Raw genomic sequence first — 22,233 nt, 5'->3', positions numbered from 1 at the left:
TGACTGTCGTCGGGAACAGTCATTTTGCCTCGACGTGCGTATGCCGATGATGCAGGTCGGGGTAGTGGGCGTGACCGTGCCGCAAGGGCGCGTGCCGATGCCAATGCGAATGCGGTTCTGTTACCAGACCGTCATGCTCATGTTGGTGGTGTTCGTCGTGCACGTGCACATGCTCGTGCGCTAGGGCATCGTGTAGATGCTCATGCTCATGCCGCTCCGCGAGATGAAGCCAGAGCCCCACCATCATCAGCATTCCGGCGGCGATCAATTGGATCGTCAAAGGCTCGCCTAGCAGCACCACGGCGATGATTGCCCCAATGAAAGGCGCCAGCGAGAAGTAGGCGCCGGTGCGTGCGGCTCCGAGGTTGCGAAGCGCAAGCATGAAAAGAACAAGGCTTACACCGACGCCGAGGAAGCCGACGGCGGCCGCGGCCGCGATCGTGGTCGGCGTCGGCAGATGCGCGCCAAGCACCATCGCCAAGGCGACGTTCGTACTGCCGGCCGCGATACCCTTGATGGCCGCCGTGATCACCGGATCGGCCGAAGACAGTTTGCGCGTCAGATTATTGTCGATGCCCCACGCTAGGCACGCGACGGCGATAAAGGCACCGCCCGCGTCGATGCGTACACCTGTTCCATTCCACGTGAGGATCGCCGCTCCCGCAAGGATGGCGAAGGCGCCCAGCATTAGCCGCCGATCCACGTTTTCCCGGAACACGACCCACGCGATCGCCATGGTCGCGAGTCCTTCCAAGTTTAGTAGTAGGGACCCGGAGGCGGCGGACGTACGCGCCAACCCCAACATCAAGAGGAGCGGTCCGGCTACCCCGCCGCATAGGACGACGGCCGCGAGCCAGGGGAGGTCATGGCGCCGTAGGGGCGCCTCCGGAACCGGTGCGCCGAAGGCTGCTCTGCTGGCGATGATGGCCACCAGACCGATGCCGGCCCCGAGATAGAGCAATCCGGCGAGGAGCTGCGGCGGCATCGAGCCGAGCAAGAGCTTCGCGAATGGCGCCGAGGCACCGAAGAGCACTGCCGATATGAGCGCCAGTGGCACGCCTGGCCAGAGGGGAGAGCGCGACTGTGTCATGGCGCAAGCTTAGCAGAATAGAGGTGTGTCCACCGCCTTCTTCGCTGCATCCACGGCGGGACTGTCTTGTCTGCGCACTTGACGGAGATGACTTACAACTCGATCTGCCGCGCGATTTCCACGACGCGGTCGGGCGGCAAGCTGAAGCGATCAACCACCTTTACGGCATTGCGATAAAGAAAGGCGAACACTGGAAGACGCCAATGCGCAAACAGCGAGCTTCCGGCCCCTGCAACGATAATATCGCGTGTCGCGAAATAAATGGCGTGATCGAGATCGATCGACGGATCGAGACCCTTAACCCGCTTCAGAGCGGCGGTGAGGTCTGGTATTTCGACGAAGCCAAAGCGCATCGTCACGCGCCAGATCCCGTCGGCAATCTTTTCGACGCCACAGCGCTCCTCATCATCGATGCGCGGCGATTCCTCGAACAGAATCGTCAAGGCGATTACCGACTGATGGAGGGCGCCCATGTGTTTGACGTGGTCGATCAGCAGCGGCGGGATTTTCTGATAGGTCCGGGTCAAGAAGATCGCCGTGCCGGGGACACGGGGCACCTTGCCGGCGGCCAAGTCAGCGACAAATTTCTCGGGTGCTTCCGACGCATGCGCCAGGCTCTCGCGAACCGCATCGATCCCCGACCGCCAGGTCAGCATCAGGAAGAAGACGAGCGCGCCGAAGGTCAGGGGCAGCCAGCCGCCTTCGGCTATCTTCAGCAGATTGGCGCCAAAGAATCCGACATCGACGATCAGGAAGAGTCCGGCGATTAGGATCGAAACCGCGAGCGGCCAACGCCATGTTTTCCGCATAGCCGTGAAGAGCAGGCAGGTGGTCAGCAGCATCGTTGTCGACACCGCCGTGCCGTAGGCGCCGGCAAGCCTGTCGGAACTGCCGAAGGCGATGGTGATTCCGATGGTCGCCACCATCATCATCCAGTTTACGACGGGCACGTAGATCTGGCCGTAAACCTTGTCGGACGTCTGGCGAATATGAAAGCCGGGCAGCCAGCCGAGTTGCATCGCCTGCCGTGTCATCGAGAACGAACCCGTGATGATCGACTGGCTGGCGATGATGGTGGCAATCATCGCCAAGAACACAAGCGGATAGACTCCCCATGTGGGGCAAAGCTGAAAGAACGGATTGCCTTCGATCGTACCCTTCTGGATGAGCAAGGCGGTCTGTCCGGCGTAGCTGAGCAGCAGCGACGGCAGCACGATCGCGTACCAGGACAGGCGTATGGGGCCGGGCCCGAAGTGTCCCATGTCGGCGTAAAGCGCCTCGCCCCCGGTGATGCAGAGGAAGACGCCGCCGAGCACCAGCATCCCGTTTCCTCCGCTATGGGCCAGGAAGCCGATTGCGTGACGCGGATCGAGGGCGGTGAGGACGCTGGGATTGCGAACGATCCCGGTGAGCCCGAGGACCGCGATAACGAGAAACCAGAGCAGCATGATCGGGCCGAAGGCGGCGCCAATTCTAGCCGTGCCGAACCGCTGGGCTGCGAAGAAGACAATCAGGATGGCGACGGCCGCCGGCATGACGAAGGGCTTGAGCGAACTCGTCACGACATTGACGCCTTCGAGCGCGCTGAGCACCGAGATGGCCGGCGTGATGACGCCGTCGCCATAGAGCAAGGCCGCGCCGAGCAGGCCCATGACGGCCAGGATTTTGGCGGTCCCTTTGAATCTGTTGGCGCCGACCAGCGACATCAGGGCAAGGATTCCGCCTTCCCCATGGTTGTCGGCGCGCATGACGAACAGACAATATTTGATCGAAATGGTGATGATCAGGGTCCAGACGAGCAGCGACAGGATGCCTAGCGCGCTGGCGGTCGTGAAATGTCCGCCGGTTGCCTGGACGACGGTCTGGAGAGTGTAGAGCGGGCTGGTGCCGAGATCGCCATAGACGATGCCTAGCGCGCCGAGGGCCGCCCAATGCTGGGGTTCGCGGGTGCGTGTGGATGCGTCCTGGGCGACAGTGGGGGTCATGAGTCATTCATGTAGGGCGGTGGCCCGCAGCATGGAGGAAGACGAGGATGGTCGTCTCGTTGGACTGGAATCCGTGGGTGGCGGACATCATCCCAGTCGACGTTGCGGCGAGCCACTTGCCCCCTCGCGCCGGGCCCAGTCCTGCGGGATGGCGGCTTCCAGCGCGTCGTCTACGGTCACCAACCCCAGCAATTTCCCCTCGGCATCAACAACCGGCAAGCTCAACAAGTTGAAGTCGGCCATCCGCGTGGTCACCGCAATGATGTCGTCATCAGGCGATGCGACGATTGCGCGCGCGTCGACTGCGTCGCGAAGTAATGTCGAGGGACTAAGTTGCAGGGCGCGCACCACGCTTAGCGTTCCGGCCAAGACGCCGTCCGCATTCAGGCTGTGAATCGTCACCAAGGCCTCGGGCTGCACGGTTGTCAGTGTTCGCAGTTGCTCAAGCGCATCGCCGATCGTGCGATCCTCCGGCACGGCGAGGAAATCGGCGCCCATCAGGCCGCCCGCCGTCGCCGAATTAAAGCCGAGCAGCATGCTGACCTTCATCTTCGTCGCCGTCGGGAGACGATCGAGCACGTTCTGCCGGCGTTCCTGCGGCAACTCCATGATCGCGTCGGCCGCATCGTCGGCGCGCATGCGCGACAGTACGTCGGCCACCTCGTCGTCGTTGCGCGATTTCAGCAGTTGTGCCTGCTTGTCATCGTCCAACTCCTCGAAGACATTGGCTTCCAAGCTGGGATCGTTATGCACCAAAGCCAGCAAGACATCCTGCTCTTGGCTCGGAGCGCGTTCAATAATATCGGCGATCTGAGCCGGCTTCAGCGCCTCGATGCGGCCGAGCGATGATGTAGACCTGGCCTGCGCTGCGTCGCGGGTGAGCGGCAGGAAGTCGTGCCAGTCCCGGGCCGGGTGGTGCTCATGCGAGCCGAAGTGCAGCCAGCTATGCTTGTGCACGTCCACGCTGACCACGCGCCAACCCGACGGGGTTGCGTCGAAGCGCACGTCGTGCGCCTTGACCAACACGCCGCGCGGCAGATCGACCAGACGCCGGCCGAGCATCTCGGCCTTCAGCAGCGTTTCCCCAGCCTCTTGTGAGAAGGGGCGTCGTTCTCCCGCCGCGATCCGTACAGCGCCATCGGGCTTGATCTCGATGACGTCCGCCATCGGCACGAAGACCGGGCCGCTGCCGACCAGGAGGCCCTTCAGCAGTGGATAGTCATTGTCCCGCAAGACGGCGACAACGTCTTCCAGGCGGCCGGCCGGGGCGCCGTTGGCGTCCACGACGCCATGCTTGAACATGGAGACCAGGGAGACCGTCTCGTGGACGGGCGCATGAGGGGCATCGGTGGCGTTAGGAGTCATGGCAAACCTCTTCAACAGGATGAGCCTGGTGGAATGCCTTGGCCAGAAGGCTGGTGACGGCAGGGTCAGTGGCCAAGGGCAACCTCCACGACACGAACGATCACCAGGATCATCGCGATCAACAGATAGGTGCGGAGGACAGTCAGACCGATCCGCACCTCGGCGGAGAGCTGCGGCGCCTTAAGGAGCGCCAGCGGGGCCATCCGCCAGGTAGCGCGGAGGCTGGTGTCGACGGCGACCTTGGGCGCCGCGGGATGCAGGCGCCGGTAGGTAAAGAAAGCTGCGGCGCTGACCGCGGAAACCGCTGCGCCGATCTCCAGGATCAGGATGATGGTTTGGGCGCTGATGTCGGGGAACAGCACGCTGGCGGTCAGCACCAGGGACAGCACGACCAAGACGGCGATGACTGCGGATGTGAAGAGGTTGGCGAAGAGTCCATTCACCCACGGACCCACCACCTCGGTGTCGTTGCAGAGGAGCAGCAGGAACACTGTCGCCGAGGGCAACAGAACGCCGGCCAACACTTGCACGCCGACGGTCAGCAGGCCTAGCGGACTACCGGGGACCAGAACGACAATCGCCGATACGAACAGGATACCGGCAAAGACGGCGTAGAAGCCCTTCGCATCGGAGATCTTACGATGCAGTGAGTGCTTCAGCCCCAGCACGTCGCCCAGGGCATAAGAGGTCGCAAGCCCTACAGCCGCGGCGCCGATGATCGAGGCGTCAATCAGGGCCAGTGCGAAGAGCACGCCGGCGACGTGGCCAACATACTTCTGCAGCCCCTGGGCGACCCCTTCGGCGTCGGTGAAATTGCCGAATTCCGGGTGGCCGGCAAAGGTCGCGGCGGTGAAGGCGATGATCGCCGCAGCGCCTATGATCACGATGGCGATGCCGATCCACAGGTCGGTGCGCTCATAGTTCATGAAGCGCGGCGTGATGCGCTTGTCGATCAGGTAGGACTGCTGGAAGAAGAGCTGCCAAGGCGCGATGGTGGTGCCGATGATGGCGATGATCAGCAGCACCACGGCCGACAGGTCCGAGCCCTTCGGCAGGCCGGGAACGACGAAATCGTGCAGCATCTGTCCGCCGCTTGGGTGAGCCATCACAAAGATCGGCACGAGCAGGAGCGATCCCGCCACCAGCGCCATGCAGACTTGCTCAAAACGCTTGAACGACCCTGTGCTGGCTGCGGCGACAATCAGTACCGCGGAGATCGGCACGCCGAACATCTTCGGGATGCCCAGATAATCCATGCCCAGACTGATGCCGATGAACTCGGTGACGATGGTGAGGGCGTTCAGGATGAAGAGGTCGATGACGCTGAAGGCGCCCCAGAACTTGCCGAAGCGTTCGAGAATGAGCCGCGCGTGACCGACGCCGGTCACCACGCCGAGCCGCAGCACCATCTCCTGATTGACGTAGAGCACAGGTACGAGCACCAGCAGTACCCACAACAGGCGCGTGCCATAGACTTGGCCAGCCTGCGTGTAGGTGCCGAAGGCGCCGGCATCGTTGTCGCCGACCATGACGATCAGACCCGGCCCAATGATAGCCAGTAGGGTCGTGAGGCGGGCTTTGAGGCTCGCGCGCGGCAGTTCGTCGCCGCGTTGGATCGAGCCGAATGCGCCCTTGATGTCGCCGATATGCGCTTCATCGAGCACTGCGGCGCGCGCGTGATTGTCGCGTTGATTTTCCGGGTCTGCCAGCACGAGGAGCGCCTTCCCAATGGGCGTTGATGTATGGGGTTAGGTATCGACGGCGAGCGACCGTGGCGCCCGCCGCATGGAGCGCAGCGCTCAGCTTGGTTGTTGGCGCCACCCGCACCCGAGACGCCGGCGCGCCAGTGCGAGACGCGGGCGGATCTCCGATGAGCTGGCGCTGCGCAGGCGTGCGCTGAAAAATTGGTAGGTCATTCCTGCCTCCTGATGCCTGGCTCAGGAGGCGGCACGCATCAAAGCAGCGCGAAGTGGTTCGCGCGGCTCTCGACAATCGTGTCGTCGCCCTGAGCGTGGCCGAGCCGGCGATAGACGAGTGCAGACGTCGAGCGTCTGCTGTCGCAATCGTCGGCCTGACCGCTAGGTCGCGGGTTCATAGCGATCCCTTGCTGTGCCAATGAAAAATCCAGCCCTTGCAGGGCTGGATTCCGGAGCGTGAATTATTGCTGGTCTTCAATGCGCGCCGCGGGTTTCATACATACCCATAGGGGTATATTGCAACTATACCCGGGTATAGAAATGATCGATCGCGGCGCTGCTTGCGAAGGGGGCCGCGCGGCCGGGGATAGGCTCGCGTTCTTGACGGGCGGCAGCCGTGGGCCGCGATGGAGGCGTCGGTGAGACGCGGCAAGCCAATTTGAAGCTGCGTCTTGTCGACCTATTGTGGTGAGGATGTCTCACGCGAGCAGATCTCGGCGGTTTGTGTTTGTCCACGGTGCTTGGCACGGCGGTTGGTGTTGGGCGACGGTTCGACAACTTGCTGACGATCGAGGTCACAGAACTTGGGCGCCGACACTATCCGGCATGGCAATCGACGAGCCTTGCGCTCACGTCGATCTCGATGCCCATATCGAGGATGTGCACAATCTCATAATTCGAGAGGACATTCGCGATGTAACGCTGGTGGGCCACAGCTATGGAGGGCTTGTGATTACAGGGGTGGCAGACCGTATGCCGGATAGGATAGAGCGGATCGTGTATCTCGACGCCTTTGTGGGCGCGAATGGGCGATCCTTCGCCGATCTCGCGCCGATACATGATATCGAAGCGCTGGTCGTCGAGGACCGCATCGCTCCGATGATCCCTATCGAGAAACTTGGATCGTTCGATAGCGAGATGGCAGTGATCTTGGCCAGTCGTTTGGTGGGGCAACCGTGGCGCACGTTTGCGCAATCCCTCCACTTCTCTGCGAGGGCTCTCAACCGTTTGCCAAGGGCGTACATTCGGACTTCAGATCTCATTCCCGAACAGGCGGAGCACGCCATGGCTCTTGGGATTGAGATGATTGACGCACGGCCGGCGGGACATGACGCGATGCTCACGGAGCCCGCCAAGATTGCGATGCTGCTGGAGCAAATCGAGGGGCTTCCTGTACATCGGGCGGAGGAATGATGTTGGCCGTGGAAGAGAAATACCTCAGCGCAGCAACGCGCCTCCCGGCACAGGATCTCGACCGCGCGCGACGATGGTATCTGGAAAAGCTCGGCGTGAGGCCAACGGAGGAACGCCCCGGTGGCCTGCGCTATTGTATCGGTGCGAGTGAGTTTTCGATATTCCTCTCAAGCGGCCGATCGGCCGGAGACTTTACACAGCTCGCGATCACCGTTGATGACGTCCGCTCCGTCGTCGATGAGCTCAAGCGTCGCGGCGTCAACTTTCTCGAGTATGAAAGCGGCCGGCTAAAGACCATCGATGGCATAGCGCACGTCGCCGGCAACTATCCCAGCAAGGGATCAGCGGAACTTGGCTGCTGGTTTCACGACAGCGAGGGGAATTTGATAAGTCTTGGGCAGTCCTTGAAAGAGGCTATGACGTAGGATGGCATTTCGCCATCGAAAGCGCTTCAAGGGTCCCAGAGCATTCGCGCTCGAGTCGCTTTTTGCGAGGCGGGCCGCGCGCGTGCTCGTACAGCGTTAGCCGTTGCCCGTGACGGACGAGCATCAGCCGTCCTCTTGCTTGGACCGATGGACGGCGTGAAGTACGCGCTCGGCTTCCCGGATGCTGCCGGTTCGCCGCGCCGTTTCGGCCCAGACCGTGATCGGAAACAGTCCCTCGAAGAGAATGTCGCGTTCGATGCCGAGACCGAGCGGAAGCCTGACGGCGATCATTTCGGCGAGGCTGAATGAGCCCAGCTCGGGCTCACCGAGATCGGCGAGGCCGAACAGGGTGTCGCCGTCCGCGTCAAGCTCGGTCGCGAGCCAGACGCCTTCGCCGAGCGGGTTGAAAAACTTGACGACAGGAACGTGATCGACGTCGCGATCACGGCCGTTGGCGAGGAGTTGCTCGCGCAGCTCGGGCGTGAGGAGGATCATGTCGCCCTCCTGTTAGTCGAAGGCTCCGCCTGTAGTTCGGTGCTGTCGGCCGGCACCAGACCGAGCAGCCAATCCGCCGCCTTGCTTGCCTGGGACGCGGCACGGACAATGGCGCGATTGTCTTCGCGCAGCACTTCGAGCCACGAACCGATGTAATCGGCGTGCCGCACGGTCGGTACGATGCCGAGCGATGCGCAACAGAAGGCAGCGTTCATCTCGGCGACCAGTTCTTCGAACGCGTATTTCTTCGTGCCATACGAGCCGGACAGGTCGCGGCCGACTCGCGAGGCGTGACCTGTGGCATGCCCCAGTTCGTGCAGGGCCGTGCGATGCCAGTTGATGGGTTCGAAATAGGCCTGCGGCGGCGGGACCATGACGAAATCGGGCCCCGGCGCGTAGAAGGCGCGGTTGCCGCCGATACGGAAGTCGATGCCGGTTGCGCGGATGAGCGCCTCGACTCTGGGCTCGATCAATCCGGGCGGCGGAGGCGGCGCAGCAACGGCAACGTCATCGGCGAGGTTCTCGCACTGGGCGGCGTTGAACACCGTGAACCGCTTCAGGAACGGGATCGCCTGGGCTTCCTCGCCGGTTTCACGTACGCGGCGTTTTTCATCGTCGGGCACGAAGCGGTCAGCGTAGACGACGGTCGTGCCGTGCTCGCCCTTGCGGACATTGCCGCCTAGTGCGAGCGCCTGGCGGAAGGTGAGCCAGGTCTGTGCGGCATAACCGTGTTCGATCACGGCACCCCAAAGGATCAGCACATTGATGCCTGAGTATTGCCGGCCGGTGGCGGCGTTCCTCGGCATGGCGAGCGGCGCCTTCACCGCCGCCGTCCCCCAAGGCTGCACCCATGGGACGCGGCCGGCTTCTAGCTCGGCGACGATTTTGTCGGTGATCTCGTCATAGAGGTTCGCCCGGTCTGAGCCGGCGCGAGCGCTTGCCGTCTTTCTGGACATCGCGGGTCTCCGCGACGGGCGCCGGAGGCCTCTCCTCCAGCCCTCAACCCGTCACGGCAAACCTGTCCGCACTCTTACTCTAAAGGGGGCGTTGCGGGGATCTCCCCGCAGAAGGGGGTGTGCCGGCGACCAAGGCGCCGGCCGGGGGGAAGGCATTCCCCCTCAACCCGTCTTTCCGTATTGCCGCAATTGAGACTTTCCGGCTGAGCACAGAGCCGTTGAGCTAGAATCAACCCGCGTGAGATCCGCGTGGATCAGATTTGGCGAACGGCGCGATCACTACAGGAGGGCTCGTGGCGGAGCTCGGCACTTCGTTTTTGCCACCCCTGATACTGGCGATGGCCACCACGCATCCATCGGGATCGCGCAGCCAGATTCCCACCGAATGGGTGGAAGATCGATTTGAGCATCTTCAACAATCACCGCGCCAAGGCGCCGCGCCCAACCGTCCGAAGCGGAGGGCGGCGAGGCGAGGCGACCTATGCCGTGGCCGCCGAATAGCGGCCCCGGACTTCCTGCATCCCGAGAATTTGGCCGCGCACAAGCGCGCGGAAATCGGACGCCGAATGAGTTTAACCGCAGGAAACGGGTGGCCGAGATATCTGGCGAATGTCTATGCTAGAATTATGGATGCACAAACACCGGCACTTCGCGCTCTGATGCGTTTCTATGAGGCGGAAGCCCGTTACTCTGCTTCGGGAGTGCCAGCCGATAGAGCTGCACTGCTCGAAACGTTGCATCCCGACATCGTTCTACACCAGCCGGATTCCCTGCCCTATGGAGGCCAATGGAGAGGCCGCGAAGAGTTCGGGCGCTGGATCGACTCGTTCGTCGAGACTTGGGTCGATATCAAACCGACAGACCCCGTCTTCCACACATGCGGCGACGATATCGTCGTCTGCACCGTAACAATGCGGGCCACCGCAAGATCGACCGGAGCGCTGATTGACATGCCGATGTGTCAGGTGATCCGGATCGCGGCAGACCAACCCGTTGAGTGGCGAAACTTCGCCTGGGACACCGCAATAATGCTGAAGGCGCTGGGCGGTTCGGTGTAGGCGATCACTTCTCCACGCGCCCGGCGGCGCCCGACATTCCCTTGCACACCGATCGATATCGACGGCTTGGCGAGAAGCATAATTATGCGGCTTTCTCCTGCCGGGCCCGGATATCTGCAATCCACTTCTCCAGTGCATCAATCTCAGCTTCGATGGCCGTCGGTTCGGGTAGCCGCGGATTGAGCTCTCCCGGCTGGCTGTGAAGAAGGGCGGAACAACGCCCAAACGCTAACCGCATCGCGGTGCAGTCGCCATCCGTTAGTACGGTGAGTTTGATCAGTCCCGTGGTGTCGACCTTGCGTGACAAGCGGCGGATCACCGGCCCGACGGCCTCCTCGACGGCGCGCTCCCACGTGGTTCGAAGTTGATCCTGGAACGACGTGACCTCGCGCAGCCATTTCGCCTGGTCGCCGCGTTCATGGTGGATCTTGACGTTTGCGAGGTGCGCTCTCATGCCGTCAATGACCTTGTCGAGCGGCATGACGTTGGCCGGGGGATCCTGATGGCAGTAACCAGCATTTTCGGTGCCGCGGCTGATCAGGCGATACGCCACAGGCGTCGCTTCTCGATCCTTTGTCGTCCGGCAGGCTTCGTCGAGCAAGAGCAGAAACGCCATGTCGTGGGTGAAGACGATCACCTGGCGAGTCTGGCCAGCTTCTGCTAGACGGGCGGCGACCTTGTCTCGATGCAAGTGATCGAGTGACGACACCGGATCGTCGAACACGATCGCCGATTGCGCATCGATGGTCGATAGCTCGGCGAGAAAGGCGGCGAGCGCGACGCAGCGATGCTCGCCTTCGCTGAGGACCTTTCCCACTGGTTCGTTCGGCTTGTTGATCAGCCTGACCTGGAAGAAGGGAACGCCGGCGGTGGTCTTGGCTTGCTGAAGCTCGATCGCGAGGCCGGCGACGCCGAGCTTGTCGACTTCGATTGCGAACCGTCCGCGCAGGCGGTTGGTAACGAGCGCCTGGGCAATACGGGCGCTCTGGGTGGTGATCTTGTTCGTCGCCGTGTCCTTGCTGGCCTTCTCGATCGCTTCGATGGCTTTGAGGCGAACGATTTGGGCGAGCACATCGGTCTTCACAACGCCGAGCCATTTGCGGTCGCTGAGGCCGTCACATTCAGTGATGAGCATGGCGCGCTCCGGTGAACTGGCGTCGGATTGCAGGGCCTGAATGCGCCCGGCGATGCCGGCCAGCACTGCGCGTAGCGGATCAAGAGAGAGGGCGGCAGCAGGAGGAAGGGCCGTCGGTGTCGCGAGAACGTGGGTGCGCAGGACTGCTCGCAACCGCCATGCGAGGTGGAGCATGTCGCGGCGCAAAGCGCTTGCGAGATCCTCGCGGCCGATATCGTCTCGTATCAATGAGACGATTGCAGCGAGATCTTTTATCGAGACTGCCGCGGCCGAGACGCCCTGCAGGGCGTCGTCATAGGAGTCCGCCGCCTCCTGCTCGCGACGTTTGCTTTCGTCCTGCACAAAGGCCTCGAAGCTGCTGAGCCGTCTCGAGGCCTCCTCGCTGAGCGGCTGTTGACATAGGACGCAGTGCGCTTTGCTACCGGTCACCGGGAAAGGCTGTTTGGGATAGGCCGCCGCTCGCGAATAGTCGCGGGCGGCTTCCCACAGGATCTTCCAGACATCCGAGCCGATGTCCGCCAACGGTTCCTTGGAGAACAGGTTGGCGGACGCTGCGGCGGCGGCCATGCGCGCATTCGCAAGGTTCGTGTGGGCATCGCGAAGGGCCGTGCGATTGTCATCCGTGGCGGATGCGGCCAGGCGCTGAAGCTGCGTTATGATGCCGGTGATGCGCGTCTCTTGGCCCTGAAGCTGGCGGATTGTGCGAGCCGGATCGCTCGACAAATCGGCGGTGAGCGTTTGAAGGCGCGTCTCGTCCTCGGCGGTGAGGCCGGCGAGTTTCTCGACGGTTTCCGGCTTCGTCTTGCCCGAGAGACCGGCGATCAGCTTGCCGACCGGAGTGTTCTGCTTGCAGTCCGGCGTCGTCAGGATGGTGGGCGTTTGCTCCTGGAGGGCCTTGATTTCGGCGGCCAGCTTGCTCTTCACGTCCTGGCAGACTTGCGCGAGGCCCGCGAGGATGCGTAGCGGCAGCGGCGTATACGCGAGGTCGTTGGTGTTCTCGACATGGATATTGGCCGTGCGTGAGTCGAAGACGCTGACGGCGGACAGCATGGCGTCTGGCGAGCTGCCCTGCGTCCAAGCGGCGTTGCGTTTTTGGGCGCCGATGAAGAACTCGACGCTGGCGGCTGGCGCGCCGCTCGTGGCGGCGTAGATGTTTGGCAGGATCGCGTCGCCCTTCGGCGAGCGCGCCCGGCAGAGCTGCTTCAGGACGCGGGCATAGCCGGATTTGCCGGCGCCGTTGTCGCCGTAGATGATGGTGAGGCCCGCTTTGCCGAAGGACAGCCGTTCGCCGGGAGCGAGGGCGTTGACGTTGGACAGACCGTAAAGGGCGCCGAGCGTCACCACGGCATGGCTCGCGGCGGGATCGCGGATGTGGCTGGCGTCGAGTGGGGTGCCCTGATCGAGGCCCTTGCAGATCGCGGCCAACTCCGCGACATCCGTGGCTTCCAGTTTAGGTTGGTTACAGAGGCGGCGCAGCGTGTCGCGCTGCCAGGCTGGCAGATCCGCAGACCATTTCAGGATGTCTGCGAGCGCCGTTGCTTCATTCGAAAGATCATCTTCTTGCTTATTCATTTGTGTCCCCCACTTGCCACCCGTCCTGGCGTCATAGGATCAACGCCCGCTTGAGGTCGTCGTGCTCGAAGGCGCTGGCCATACGGTTGATCTCGGTGGCGCGGGCGCCCACCGCCTTGGCGGTGTCCCGCCATGTCGCGGTCACGGTCGCAACCTCTTTGATGATCGCGCGCGCCTGCGGCAGTGTGAGCGCGAAATACTCGGAGGCGGCCTCCAGCAGTTCGAGCGAGCACGTGCCTTCGTCGAGATCGATGTTCGTCGTCAGCACCCGCGCCTTGAGATCGGTCGGGACGGGATTGAGATCGTAGGCCGGTGAGAGCGACCAGCCTGCCTTGCCCAGCCACAGGAAGCCGTGATTGCGAAGGTGATCGTCGACATTGGAGATCAGGACGTTGAAGACCACGCGCCGATAAAGGGCATGGGCATCCGTCTTGCCCTGGGCGCCATGTTCGGCAAGAGCGTCGACAATCTCCGGGTAGCTGCCGCGCTCGCCATCCTTCGCGCCCATCATCGCCATTGCCGACAGGAACGGAATTCGGATGGCGCCATCGCGATCAAAGCGTCGCGAAAGCATGACGGCCTTACCGGCTACGCTGATCAGCTCGTGTTGAGGAGTTGTGATGCCGGCGCGGCCAGCCAGCCGCAGAGCAATCTCCTCCCAGGTCTCCATGCTGTAGTCGTCCGTCTCCTTCGGGAATTTGGCGATGGAGAGGTGACCGTGCTGATCGATTACTGATGCTTTGGGGCGTGCGCCGCCGAGGGAGGAGCCGGGAGCGAAGATGAGCTGGAGATCTTCCTCCGTCTCCTCGTCGCGCAGGATGCGCTCGGTGATCTGGAGAAGTCGGCCAAGTTCGATCAAAGCTGGAACGCCGGCGCGGATTGGCGCCTGGAACGCGTCTTCGCCGACCCAGCGGAAGCGAAGTGCGCCGAGCCGGGTTTCGTCGGCGACACCGAGCAAATAATCGCTTTCGACAAGAGTGCGGACGGCACGGCCTTCGCGATCAGCAAGGCGGCGCTCAGCGCGCTGCATGAGGCGGCGTCCCCATGTGTCGGGTGCGGAATCGCCTATCGAGCCGAAGGTGGCAAGGCCGGCTGGCGGCGCGAAGGCGCCGCGGGTCAGCGCCAGAGCGGGCTCCAACGAGAAGCGCTCCGGGTCTTGCAGCCAAGCACCTTCATATTCAAAGAGGATGGTCTCGGCGCCTCGCACACGATTGCTTCTCGCCAATCCGATCAGGCGGGTGCGGCCGTTAAGGTCGATATGAACCTCGAAGTCAGCCATCGCGGGACGATCCCGCCGACCGCTTCAAGTGGATGTGCTTGGGCAACTCGGCGCTGGCGAGCGCCTGGCCGACACTGTCGTTGCTGATGTCGGCGACCCGGGTCAGACCGTCGAGCAGGCCGAGGGCTTGAAGCACGCCGGCATAAATGCCGACGCTGACGTTGGTGTCGCCTGCCTCGACCTTCTGCAGGGTCGAGCGCGACGTGAAAGCCCGCTCGGCCACGACCGCCATGGGCAGCTTGCGGCGACGGCGAGCGTCATGGATGTCCGCGCCGAGCTTGCGCAGGGCGCGCCGCACGGCTGCTGGAGGGTTATGGGGAGTGGGCATTTGACACCTTCACACTACATATTGAGCATATATGTAGCAGGAAGATTACAATTTTCCTAGCGCCCAGCCGCAGGATGCGGCAGTCATCCTACCAGACCGCTTGGCTGCGGGCCGTCCGAAGCCTGAAGACCAAGGCTCCACCTGCAAATGAGTATTATAAGCGCAAGTATCTGATGGGTATCGACTTTTAGATTTGGACTTTGCCGATGTCGTTTCCTATCTCTTCCGCATCGGGGAGTAGCCACCGCTCAGACAGCGGGATCACGCCAACAGGCTCGCGCGATGCGCGTGGTGTGATCAGCCGGTTTCACCGGCCCGGCCAGACCGTGGTGAAACTCGCCTTTGTCGGACAGGTGAGGGCCACCCGGTTCAATGTCCGTTTGGTTATCCTGCTATGTCCCCTTTTGCAGTCGTCCTGCTTGCTTTCAGCATGTCCGTCGATGCCTTTGCGGTTTCCGTGGGTAGAGGCGCAGCCCTTGGCCGCCCGCGATATTCAGAAGCGCTACGCAGCGGCGCGGTCTTTGGTGTAGTCGAGGCGATCACGCCTGTTATCGGTTGGGCTGCCGGCGTTGCCGCGAGCAGCTTCGTCCAGGCTGTTGATCACTGGCTCGCCTTTGGCCTGCTCGCTGCGGTTGGTCTTCATATGCTCTATGCGGCCGTATGGAAGAAAGCCGACGCCAAGCCAGTGGGCCGATCGTTTACAGTCTTGATGGCAACCGCAATCGGCACGAGCCTCGATGCAATGGCCGTCGGCGTCTCTTTGGCCTTTCTGAACGTCAACATTGTTGTGGTTGCGACCGCGATTGGCCTTGCGACGTTCCTCATGTCGTCGGGGGGCATGCTTATCGGTCGGCTGATCGGCGAGCACTTCGGCCGCATTGCGGAGGCTGTCGCTGGGATCGCGCTTTTCGGTCTGGGATTGTCAATCCTTATAGAGCACTTGACGGCTTAGAGCGATTTTGCGGACGCCTCTCAGGCTGCATGTTGGGTGGCGCCTTCAACGCCCGAACGGATATTCGGTCTAGATGTCTCTCTTGCCGGCTTGGGTCGCTTCTTGGTTAGCATCGCTCGGACGAATGCATTCCACTTCTTCATGGCTGCCCGCTTCTCGGGCATGTAACTCCAACGATCGTAGCTCTTCGAACTGACATCCTGGAGCGTGTGGTTCTGTATGCGGTCGCGAATTTCCTTGGAGAGGCCGGCCTGACCTGCGAGCGTCTTCCAGGTTCTGCGCAGATCGCGGTTGGTCACGACAGGGATCACCTCGCGCTCGCGCTGACGCCACATGAAAGAGTACAGCGTGCCGTGGCTGACGGGTTTGGTTGGGTCGGTCGCGGAGGGGAAAAACCAGCCGTGTGCGTTGGGCTTGATCGATTCGATTAACTCCGCCGCCACTTCCGGGACCGGAATGGCGTGTGGCTTGCCATTCTTGGTCTTTGACCAGTCGATGATCCGCTCCTTCGCGTCCCACTGATCGACATGCAGGCGGGCGATTTCCTCCACGCGCTGCCCCGTGAGCATGAGAATGCGAACGGCCCGCGTGTAAGGCGGATGCACGGGCGCGTCCGGACATTCAAGCCAACGGTACAGGCGCAGGAATTCTTCTTCATCAAGCCAGCGAGTGCCGACTTTCTTGGGCTCTGTGGGGATGCCGGCGGCGGGATTGTAGACCAGCCGGAAACGCCGCTGCGACGCGTTGCGGTAGTCGTGTTCCGATTTCAGACCCCAGCTATATGCGGATCGGATGTAACTGCGGACGTGATCTGCCATGGAGCGCTTACCGCGGTCATAGATCGGTCGGATGAGATCGGTGATTTCGTCGGGCTCGATGTCGCGAGCGGGCCGATTGCGGCCGAGGGTGTCGGCGATCTTGTTGAGGCCTTTTTCAGCCTCTTTCCAAGATGACTTTTCGGATGCCTTCAGGTGAGCGACATAGGCTTCGAAGAGATCGGCCACGGTGCCTGGACGTGTGTCGCCGGCAATCTTGATGCTGCGGCCCTTCTGGATCATGTCGGCAAAATCGCGTGTGAAAACTTCGCGCGCTTTGCTGAGCGACATGGATGGGTATGAGCCCAGTTTCTTCTTGAAGCGCTTCTGATCGCGCCACTGCTGCGCCATCCAATCGGCGGTGACGCGCGTGGGCATGGGCTTCATGACCAGGACAAGGCGACCGGTGCCATGTCCTTCGCCATCGACCAGGCTTAGCTGTTTGCCGGTCTGCTCCACCTGCTTCAGCGCGCGGCGAATTTCTCCATCGGTAAGGCTTGGCACTGGGCTCTCCCATTGGCTTTCAAGTGGGGTCGCCAGACGGCTAGCAGGGGTCGGCGACTGGGGTCACAAGGGCGATCGATCCCCCTCAAAACCGACCCCAATATGCCACAACGTCCTGCGCTACGACAAGCCTAAAAGTTCAAGTGATTCAACGGTTAGGAGCGTGATCGAGCGTGATGGAAATAGGTGGAGTGGGATGGTTGTGCACCAGGATGATATTGCTGGACGACAGCTCCAGCGCCCGCCGCATCACCTCGCGCGGATAGACCGGGGCGTGGTCGACCGTGCCGCGGTTCATCACCTCGTCGGCGATCAGCTGGTTCTTCTTGTCGAGAAACAAGACGCGGAACTGCTCGCGCGACTCGTTGGCCAGGGCCACGCGAACATAGCCGAGCAGGGCGCTCCATGAGCTGATCACCGGGCGCTTGACGATCTTGTCGCGGCCGGCGCGCAGCGTGGCCTCGTGCAGCAGCTTGATGTCCATGGCGGCGGCTTCGCCGATGCCGGAGACCGTGCACAGCTCCTCGATCGACGCGCCCAGCACCCCGCCGAACGAGCCGAACCGGGTCAGCAGCCTCTTGGCCAGCGGTTTGACATCGCCGCGCGGGATGGTGCGGAACAGAAAGAGCTCCAGAAGCTCGTAGTCGGGCAGGGCGACCAGACCGCCGGCCTTGGCGCGCGCCCGCAGCCGCTCGCGGTGGCCCAGATGATGGGCATGGGCCGACTTGCGCGCGGGCTTGATGGGCGCGAGCGCCTCGTCCGCCGAGACATCGGAGATCATCAAGGATGAAACGCTGACCATCACGCCCTCGACTCTGGACGAGCAGTAGGCGTTATCGCTTTAGAGTTGTCCAGACGTTTTGGATGCCCTTTGGCGTTGCGGCCGCATCCAGCCCCGGTCAGCCGCCCAGGATCGGCGGCTGGAACAGGCCGGCCGGCGAGCCGGTGAAGATCTCGTAGCCGTCCTCGGTGACGCCGATCGAGTGCTCGCACTGGGCCGACAGCGACTTGTCGCGGGTCACGGCGGTCCAGCCGTCGTTCAGCACCTTCACGGCGGGCTTGCCCAGGTTCACCATCGGCTCGACGGTGAAGAACATGCCCGGCTTCAGCACCGCGCCCTGGCCGGGGCGGCCAAAGTGCAGGATGTTCGGGGCGTCGTGGAACACCTTGCCCAGGCCATGGCCGCAGAAGTCGCGCACGACCGAGCAGCGCTGCGCCTCGACATAGGACTGGATGGCGTGGCCGATGTCGCCCAGGGTCGCGCCCGGCTTCACGGCGTCGAGGCCGCGCTTCATGCCCTCGTAGGTGATCTCGACCAGGCGACGGGCGCGCGGGCCCACTTCGCCGACGCCATACATGCGCGAGGTGTCGCCGTGCCAGCCGTCGACGATTACGGTCACGTCGATATTGACGATGTCGCCCTCGCGCAGGGCCCAGTCGCCCGGGATGCCGTGGCAGACCACGTGATTGCGCGAGATGCACACCGTCTTCGGATAGCCGCGATAATAGAGGCAGGCGGGCAGGGCCTTGTGGTCCAGGATGAACTCGCGGGCCAGGCGGTCCAGCTCGTCGGACGAGACGCCCGGCTGAACGTGCGGGATCAGCATGTCCAGGCATTCCGCGGCCAGCTTGCCGGCCTTGCGCATGCCCTCGAAATCCTCGGCCTTGTGGATCTTGATCTGGCCCGTGCGGGTCTCGGCTTCGATCTCGAGGGTATTGTCCAAGGTCATGCTCAACTCGGGCGCCGCCGCCGCGACGCGCGGCGAACAGGTCTGTGAAGGGTCGTATCTCGACACTCTAGCACGGATTTCAACCCTTGGCGCGAAGAGTGGGGCGCGAAGAGTGGGCCTAAGGGTTGATCCGCCGCACCGTGTCCGTGGCGGGACGGATCTCCTTGAGGAACTGGGCCTCCAGGGTCGTGGGCTTGTCGCGCCGCACGTGGCAGACGCCCTTGTAGCGGGTGACGCGGCCGCTTTCCTTCTCGGTGACGTCGGCGGTGAACTTGACGTCCCATTCGCCCGGACGGCCAACCGCGACGGGATCCATGTCGCCGGACGAGACCCCGGACACGGTCTTCAGCCCAAAGCGGTCCCGCAGCTCGCCGGTGCAGGCCTTGAACGCGAAGATGGCGCGCAGGCCGGTCATCAGGCCGTTCTCGGGCTTGTTGGGATCGGTCCGCCCGCACGCCGAGACGCACAGCGCCAGGACGACGACGGCCAGCACGCTCTTCCCCATGCGCGGTCCCCTCGGTTCGCGAGCTCGAAAGGGGTAACCGAGATGGCGGCGATTGCAGCTTAATTCGCTGTTAGGTGAACCGCGCTCAGCCGGGCTTGCCGATCTCGACCGTGCTGGGCCCGTCCCGACGGACGTGGCACGCGCCGGCGATCGAGACGCGCGGCTGGCCGGGCTCCTGTGTGAAGCCCGTGTAGCGCACCACGCGGTCGCCGTTGGCGTCGACATGGGCGTCGGTCTTGAACTGCTCGACATTGACGGTCTTGCGCGGGCCGGCATAGGCGGCCTTCACTTTCTCGCGGCAGACCTCGAAGGTCGTCCCGACGCGAAGGGCGGTCAGCAGGCCGCCGCCATCCGAGGCCGCCGCCGGCATGGCCGAAAGGGCGATCGCCGTCGCCGAGATCGTCGCCAGAGCTTTCATCGCCGCCCCCGTTCAAGTCGCGCCGAGGTTGGCGGGGGCTCGCCGGGATTGCAAATTAATTGCCGGCAACGGAGCCCCGCCACGCGATCCGTCGCGCCACGCGGACGGCCTCCATGCCCATCGCGCAGGCATAGACCAGCACCTCCACCCCCGCCTTCGCCGCCGCGTCGAGGCCGCGCGCGAAGGCCGGGTCGAGGTCGGCGCAGGCCTGGAAGGCGTCGCAATCCTCGCGCTGGACCACGAACAGCACGACGGCCCGATCCCCATGCGCGACCTGCGCCGCGAGGTCGCCGAGGTGGCGCGTCGAACGCTCGGCCTTGCAGTCGGGAAACTCGGCCAGGCCCGGCGTTCGCGAGAAGTGGCAGTTCTTGACCTCCAGCCAGCATGGCGGGCGATCGGGATGGGTCAGCAGGAAGTCGACGCGGCTGGCTTCCGCGTACTTCACCTCGGGCCTGATCGTCGCGTAGCCCGAGAGTTCGGGGATCACGTCCTCCGCCAGGGCCTCGGCGACCAGCCTGTTGGGCAGCAGAGTGTTGATGCCGACCAGCGCGTCGCCCTGCTCGACCATCTGCAGGGTGTAGGCCAGCTTGCGCTTAGGATCGTCCGACCACGACACCCAGGCGCCCTGGCCGGGCGCCTTGACGCCCAGCATCGCGCCGGGGTTCGGACAATGGGCGGTGATCTCCCGCCCGTCGTCCAGCACCAGGTCGGCGAAGAAGCGCTTGTAGCGGCTGACCAGCCGGCCGTGGATCAGCGGTTGCGGGAGCTTCATGCGAGGCCTAAGTCGAGAGCATTGACGATCGGGGCCAATAAGGGATCCAGCCGATGACCACCAGCGAACGCGTGACCGCCGCCGTGATGATCATCGGTGATGAGATTCTCTCTGGCCGCACCCAGGACACCAACCTGGCCGCCATCGCCCGCTATCTGGCCACCTACGGCGTCGATCTCTGCGAGGCGCGCGTCGTGCCCGATGTCGAGCAGGAGATCATCGACGCGGTCAACGCTCTGCGGACCAAGTACGACTACGTCATCACCACCGGCGGCATAGGTCCCACGCACGACGACATCACCGCCGACTCGATCGCCAAGGCCTTCGGCGTCACCGCGCCCGAGCATCCGGAGATCATGGCCATGCTGCGCGAGCGCTGGGGCGAGCCCAACGCCGCCCGCCGCCGCATGGCCCACGTGCCCGAGGGCGGCAGCCTGGTGAAGAACCCGGTCCAGGGCCCGCCCGGCTTCCAGAAGGAGAACGTCTTCGTCCTGGCCGGCGTGCCCGCGATCATGCGCGGCATGTTGGAGGATGTCGGGCCGCGCCTGCGCACGGGCGCGGTGGTTCTGAGCAAGACGGTGCGGGTCACCGGCACCGGCGAGGGCGTGATCGCCGCGCCGCTGGAGGCGGTGGCCAAGGCGCACCCGGCCATGTCGCTGGGCAGCTATCCGTTCTTCAGCCCGCCAGATGTCTATGGCGCCAATCTGGTGTTGCGCGGCCGCGACGCCGAGGAGCTGGACGCGGCCGTCGCCGAGCTGATCACCGCCCTGACCGAGGCCGGCGCCAACAACATCGAGCTCCTGGCGACCGAGGCCAAATAGAGCCTGCGCTTACTCGTCCTCGGCGATGGCGCGGGCCAGGTCGACCAGATGCTTGCGCATCCCCGAGGAGGCGATCGCCACATAGGCGCGGGCCAGCTCCGGGCCGCCCGGCGCCTGCCAGAAGCGGGCCATCTCGTTGGCCAGCTCGGCGGCGGTGGTGTCGGCTTCCTCCGGATCGTCCAGGCCCTCGAAGAAGAAGCCGATCGGCGTCTTCAGGAACATGGCCGTGGCGTGCAGCTTCGACGCGCTGATACGGTTGGCGCCGCCCTCGTACTTCTGCACCTGCTGGAACGTCAGTCCCAGGGCGTCGGCGAGGGCTTGCTGCGAATAGCCAAGATCCTTGCGCCGCATACGCAGACGCCGGCCCACGTGGATATCGACGGGATCGGGACTCTTGTCTTCGGCCATGCTCACTCACTCGAACGCACCGCGGAGAAGGAAGGTCGCGCGCGACGGCGGCCTCCATCATGCGCGACCGGCGTTATCTTGGGCGGAGTCGAGGCGTCTAGAAACGCCTATTCCATTTGGCGCGGTCGATTCCCCCGTGGCGGGAAACCGGTCCGGCGCGTCCCCTTGGAGGGCGACGGATAGAACCCGAACGCGGGTCGGGACGGCTGGTGCGGGCGGCCGGAATCGAACCGGCATAGCCTTGCGGCTGACGGATTTTAAGTCCGTTGCGTCTACCAGTTCCGCCACGCCCGCCTGAAGCCTGTGGCAGCTATAGTCGGCGAAGGTCAGGTCGTCGAGCGTCTCGCCGCGCAAGCAAGCTTGACGGGATCGGGCGGGCGCGGAATCGTCGCCGCCGAACACGGTCCAGCCGGACCGAAAGCGGGGAGATTTCGAAGATGCGTATCGTGACGGCCTTGGCCCTGACCTTGCTGGCGGCGGGCCCCGCCCTGGCCCAGAACGCGACGCCCG

The 22,233-nt window shown here is 63.5% G+C and carries 21 protein-coding genes, 1 tRNA gene and 1 riboswitch; of the genes, 5 read left to right on the top strand and 17 right to left on the bottom strand.

Going from position 1 to position 22,233, the window contains the following annotated elements:
• Positions 1–19: 19 nt before the first annotated feature.
• From FCU40_RS06250 to FCU40_RS06235, 4 genes are all read right to left on the bottom strand, one after another.
• A complete protein-coding gene (locus FCU40_RS06250; RefSeq protein ID WP_168073722.1) occupies positions 20–1,090 on the bottom strand; it encodes a DMT family transporter in 1,071 nt (356 codons plus the stop codon).
• 92 nt (positions 1,091–1,182) lie between these two features.
• Positions 1,183–3,075, bottom strand: coding sequence for a KUP/HAK/KT family potassium transporter (locus tag FCU40_RS06245; RefSeq protein WP_168073720.1), 1,893 nt, complete (start codon positions 3,073–3,075; stop codon positions 1,183–1,185).
• Positions 3,076–3,162: 87 nt separating this feature from the next.
• Positions 3,163–4,440, bottom strand: a complete 1,278-nt coding sequence (locus FCU40_RS06240) for a CBS domain-containing protein (RefSeq protein WP_168073718.1) — start codon at positions 4,438–4,440, stop codon at positions 3,163–3,165.
• Positions 4,441–4,505: 65 nt separating this feature from the next.
• On the bottom strand, positions 4,506–6,152 hold the full coding sequence (locus FCU40_RS06235; RefSeq protein WP_004624787.1) for an Nramp family divalent metal transporter: 1,647 nt from the start codon (positions 6,150–6,152) through the stop codon (positions 4,506–4,508).
• A 678-nt stretch (positions 6,153–6,830) separates the two neighbouring features.
• Between FCU40_RS06235 and FCU40_RS06230 the strand changes: the two genes are divergently transcribed.
• Both FCU40_RS06230 and FCU40_RS06225 read left to right on the top strand, forming a co-directional pair.
• A complete protein-coding gene (locus tag FCU40_RS06230; RefSeq protein ID WP_168073716.1) occupies positions 6,831–7,550 on the top strand; it encodes an alpha/beta hydrolase family protein in 720 nt (239 codons plus the stop codon).
• Positions 7,547–7,975, top strand: coding sequence for a VOC family protein (locus FCU40_RS06225; RefSeq protein ID WP_106404419.1), 429 nt, complete (start codon positions 7,547–7,549; stop codon positions 7,973–7,975). Before FCU40_RS06230 ends, FCU40_RS06225 begins: the two co-directional genes overlap by 4 nt.
• Positions 7,976–8,098: 123 nt before the next feature.
• Here the strand turns inward: FCU40_RS06225 and FCU40_RS06220 are convergent, their stop codons facing one another.
• Positions 8,099–8,470, bottom strand: coding sequence for a DUF2958 domain-containing protein (locus FCU40_RS06220; RefSeq protein ID WP_168073714.1), 372 nt, complete (start codon positions 8,468–8,470; stop codon positions 8,099–8,101).
• Positions 8,467–9,426, bottom strand: a complete 960-nt coding sequence (locus tag FCU40_RS06215; protein WP_168073712.1) for a zincin-like metallopeptidase domain-containing protein — start codon at positions 9,424–9,426, stop codon at positions 8,467–8,469. The genes FCU40_RS06220 and FCU40_RS06215 overlap by 4 nt, the downstream gene beginning before the upstream one ends.
• Positions 9,427–9,719: 293 nt before the next feature.
• On the opposite strand from FCU40_RS06215, the gene FCU40_RS06210 reads away from it, so the two are divergent.
• The gene (locus tag FCU40_RS06210) at positions 9,720–10,484 is read left to right on the top strand and encodes a nuclear transport factor 2 family protein (protein WP_168073710.1); all 765 of its coding nucleotides are present in this window, start codon (positions 9,720–9,722) and stop codon (positions 10,482–10,484) included.
• Positions 10,485–10,566: 82 nt separating this feature from the next.
• Here the strand turns inward: FCU40_RS06210 and FCU40_RS06205 are convergent, their stop codons facing one another.
• Genes FCU40_RS06205 through FCU40_RS06195 form a run of 3 tightly spaced genes read right to left on the bottom strand, consistent with a single transcriptional unit; the run spans position 10,567 to position 14,798 of the window.
• Positions 10,567–13,191 carry an AAA family ATPase gene (locus FCU40_RS06205; protein ID WP_168073701.1) on the bottom strand — a complete coding sequence of 875 codons (2,625 nt, stop codon included), beginning with the start codon at positions 13,189–13,191 and terminating at the stop codon, positions 10,567–10,569.
• Positions 13,192–13,222: 31 nt separating this feature from the next.
• Entirely contained in the window at positions 13,223–14,470 is a 1,248-nt protein-coding gene (locus tag FCU40_RS06200) for a HipA domain-containing protein (RefSeq protein WP_168073699.1), read from the bottom strand.
• A complete protein-coding gene (locus tag FCU40_RS06195) occupies positions 14,463–14,798 on the bottom strand; it encodes a helix-turn-helix transcriptional regulator (protein WP_074551646.1) in 336 nt (111 codons plus the stop codon). The genes FCU40_RS06200 and FCU40_RS06195 overlap by 8 nt, the downstream gene beginning before the upstream one ends.
• Positions 14,799–15,018: 220 nt before the next feature.
• Positions 15,019–15,168, top strand: a riboswitch (yybP-ykoY riboswitch).
• A gap of 60 nt (positions 15,169–15,228) precedes the next feature.
• Here FCU40_RS06195 and FCU40_RS06190 point away from each other — a divergent pair.
• Positions 15,229–15,750, top strand: coding sequence for a manganese efflux pump MntP family protein (locus FCU40_RS06190; protein WP_275052040.1), 522 nt, complete (start codon positions 15,229–15,231; stop codon positions 15,748–15,750).
• A gap of 20 nt (positions 15,751–15,770) precedes the next feature.
• Here FCU40_RS06190 and FCU40_RS06185 read toward each other — a convergent pair whose 3' ends face one another.
• The 6 genes from FCU40_RS06185 to sfsA all read right to left on the bottom strand — a co-directional run bounded on the left by FCU40_RS06185 (position 15,771) and on the right by sfsA (position 20,494).
• Positions 15,771–17,069 (bottom strand): site-specific integrase, encoded by a 1,299-nt coding sequence (locus FCU40_RS06185; RefSeq protein ID WP_012047152.1) that lies wholly within the window; start codon positions 17,067–17,069, stop codon positions 15,771–15,773.
• Positions 17,070–17,217: 148 nt separating this feature from the next.
• The gene (gene radC, locus FCU40_RS06180) at positions 17,218–17,871 is read right to left on the bottom strand and encodes a DNA repair protein RadC (protein WP_168073697.1); all 654 of its coding nucleotides are present in this window, start codon (positions 17,869–17,871) and stop codon (positions 17,218–17,220) included.
• 97 nt (positions 17,872–17,968) lie between these two features.
• On the bottom strand, positions 17,969–18,799 hold the full coding sequence (gene map / locus FCU40_RS06175) for a type I methionyl aminopeptidase (protein WP_168073695.1): 831 nt from the start codon (positions 18,797–18,799) through the stop codon (positions 17,969–17,971).
• Between the two features lie 118 nt (positions 18,800–18,917).
• The gene (locus tag FCU40_RS06170; protein WP_004624322.1) at positions 18,918–19,304 is read right to left on the bottom strand and encodes a hypothetical protein; all 387 of its coding nucleotides are present in this window, start codon (positions 19,302–19,304) and stop codon (positions 18,918–18,920) included.
• 85 nt (positions 19,305–19,389) lie between these two features.
• On the bottom strand, positions 19,390–19,722 hold the full coding sequence (locus tag FCU40_RS06165; protein ID WP_168073693.1) for a hypothetical protein: 333 nt from the start codon (positions 19,720–19,722) through the stop codon (positions 19,390–19,392).
• Positions 19,723–19,777: 55 nt separating this feature from the next.
• Positions 19,778–20,494, bottom strand: coding sequence for a DNA/RNA nuclease SfsA (sfsA, locus tag FCU40_RS06160; protein ID WP_168073691.1), 717 nt, complete (start codon positions 20,492–20,494; stop codon positions 19,778–19,780).
• 53 nt (positions 20,495–20,547) lie between these two features.
• On the opposite strand from sfsA, the gene FCU40_RS06155 reads away from it, so the two are divergent.
• Entirely contained in the window at positions 20,548–21,315 is a 768-nt protein-coding gene (locus FCU40_RS06155) for a competence/damage-inducible protein A (RefSeq protein ID WP_168073689.1), read from the top strand.
• Positions 21,316–21,324: 9 nt separating this feature from the next.
• On the opposite strand, the gene FCU40_RS06150 is transcribed toward FCU40_RS06155, so the two are convergent.
• A complete protein-coding gene (locus FCU40_RS06150; protein WP_004624330.1) occupies positions 21,325–21,723 on the bottom strand; it encodes a helix-turn-helix domain-containing protein in 399 nt (132 codons plus the stop codon).
• Positions 21,724–21,930: 207 nt separating this feature from the next.
• A tRNA-Leu gene (locus tag FCU40_RS06145) sits at positions 21,931–22,017 on the bottom strand.
• Between the last annotated feature and the right edge of the window lie 216 nt (positions 22,018–22,233).

Origin of the sequence: Caulobacter sp. SSI4214 (assembly GCF_012184455.1) — a bacterium.
In the GTDB taxonomy this organism is placed as follows: Bacteria; Pseudomonadota; Alphaproteobacteria; order Caulobacterales; family Caulobacteraceae; genus Caulobacter; species Caulobacter vibrioides_E.
The sequence above is the reverse complement of the archived record's forward strand: the minus strand, read 5'-3'. Positions and strand labels throughout refer to the sequence as shown.

Coding starts and splice junctions, on each gene's coding strand:
- FCU40_RS06215 (WP_168073712.1), bottom strand. CDS start 9,426: ATGTCCAGAAAGACGGCAAGCGCTCGCGCCGGCTCAGACCGGGCGAAC.
- FCU40_RS06165 (WP_168073693.1), bottom strand. CDS start 19,722: ATGAAAGCTCTGGCGACGATCTCGGCGACGGCGATCGCCCTTTCGGCC.
- FCU40_RS06205 (WP_168073701.1), bottom strand. CDS start 13,191: ATGAATAAGCAAGAAGATGATCTTTCGAATGAAGCAACGGCGCTCGCA.
- FCU40_RS06200 (WP_168073699.1), bottom strand. CDS start 14,470: ATGGCTGACTTCGAGGTTCATATCGACCTTAACGGCCGCACCCGCCTG.
- sfsA (WP_168073691.1), bottom strand. CDS start 20,494: ATGAAGCTCCCGCAACCGCTGATCCACGGCCGGCTGGTCAGCCGCTAC.
- FCU40_RS06220 (WP_168073714.1), bottom strand. CDS start 8,470: ATGATCCTCCTCACGCCCGAGCTGCGCGAGCAACTCCTCGCCAACGGC.
- FCU40_RS06190 (WP_275052040.1), top strand. CDS start 15,229: ATGTCCGTCGATGCCTTTGCGGTTTCCGTGGGTAGAGGCGCAGCCCTT.
- FCU40_RS06245 (WP_168073720.1), bottom strand. CDS start 3,075: ATGACCCCCACTGTCGCCCAGGACGCATCCACACGCACCCGCGAACCC.
- FCU40_RS06170 (WP_004624322.1), bottom strand. CDS start 19,304: ATGGGGAAGAGCGTGCTGGCCGTCGTCGTCCTGGCGCTGTGCGTCTCG.
- FCU40_RS06195 (WP_074551646.1), bottom strand. CDS start 14,798: ATGCCCACTCCCCATAACCCTCCAGCAGCCGTGCGGCGCGCCCTGCGC.
- FCU40_RS06230 (WP_168073716.1), top strand. CDS start 6,831: ATGTCTCACGCGAGCAGATCTCGGCGGTTTGTGTTTGTCCACGGTGCT.
- FCU40_RS06225 (WP_106404419.1), top strand. CDS start 7,547: ATGATGTTGGCCGTGGAAGAGAAATACCTCAGCGCAGCAACGCGCCTC.
- map (WP_168073695.1), bottom strand. CDS start 18,799: ATGACCTTGGACAATACCCTCGAGATCGAAGCCGAGACCCGCACGGGC.
- FCU40_RS06150 (WP_004624330.1), bottom strand. CDS start 21,723: ATGGCCGAAGACAAGAGTCCCGATCCCGTCGATATCCACGTGGGCCGG.
- FCU40_RS06240 (WP_168073718.1), bottom strand. CDS start 4,440: ATGACTCCTAACGCCACCGATGCCCCTCATGCGCCCGTCCACGAGACG.
- FCU40_RS06250 (WP_168073722.1), bottom strand. CDS start 1,090: ATGACACAGTCGCGCTCTCCCCTCTGGCCAGGCGTGCCACTGGCGCTC.
- FCU40_RS06155 (WP_168073689.1), top strand. CDS start 20,548: ATGACCACCAGCGAACGCGTGACCGCCGCCGTGATGATCATCGGTGAT.
- radC (WP_168073697.1), bottom strand. CDS start 17,871: ATGGTCAGCGTTTCATCCTTGATGATCTCCGATGTCTCGGCGGACGAG.